At 75.4% G+C, this 812-nt stretch carries 1 protein-coding gene; it reads left to right on the plus strand.

The window, feature by feature from the left end:
• A partial coding sequence (locus E1265_RS36610) for a GNAT family N-acetyltransferase (RefSeq protein ID WP_243741409.1) occupies positions 1 to 753 on the plus strand: 753 nt, incomplete at its 5' end.
• Positions 754 to 812 lie beyond the last annotated feature (59 nt).

The following is an 812-nucleotide window of genomic DNA, read 5'->3' on the forward strand; positions in this document are numbered from 1 at the left end:
CTCGCACGGCTCCGTGACGTCGAGCAGGCCGCGGCCGGCGACGGACATCCGGTCTGGGCCGCCCAGGGTCAAGGCGGTGACGCCCTGGGGCCGGGGGTAAGGGCCTGGTGCCACGGTGCGGCGCTGGCGGTGGCGAGCCCGAACCCTCAACAGGACCGGCTCGCGGTCAAGGGCGGCGGTGCCGACGCGGCCGTGTTGGTGCGGCGGATCCTGGAGGAGATCGGCCCGTCCTACCGGGTCCTGGGGGAAGCCGCCCTGATCGATGCGCTGGTTGGGCAGCTGCCCGACCTGGCGCCGGTCCACCACTTCTTCTGGATGGAGGCCACGTCCCCGTCCGGTGTCGCAGCCACCGGCGTGCGGTGGCTGACCGCCCGCGAGGAGCGGGAGGCGACCTCGCTGTTCGACCGCTTCTTCCCTGACTCCTACGCGCAGCCGGGACGCGCGGGCACGCGCCGCTGGGCCGGGGTCGTCGGCGAGGTGGACAGCGGCGTCGGGGCGAAGCCGCTCGCGGTGGCGGCGGACGCGTGGTCCGCGGCCGGGTGCGGGTTCATGGGCGGGGTGGTCACCCACCCCGCCGCCCGCGGGCGCGGTCTCGCGCGGGCCGTGTGCGGCTTCGTCGTGGACGCCCTCGTCAACCAGTACGGCCGCGCCGCGCTCATGGTGCTCACCGGCAACGCGTCGGCCGTCGCCACGTATGAGCGCCTCGGCATGGCCAAGCGCCTGTTCGGGGCGGCGCACATCGCGGCCCGGTGAGGCCAGGGCTCCACCGTGGCAAGCCGACGCGGGCCCGCTCACGCGGAGTGATCACTGGC

It is taken from the genome of Streptomyces sp. 8K308, assembly GCF_004348315.1.
Lineage (GTDB): Bacteria > Actinomycetota > Actinomycetes > Streptomycetales > Streptomycetaceae > Streptomyces.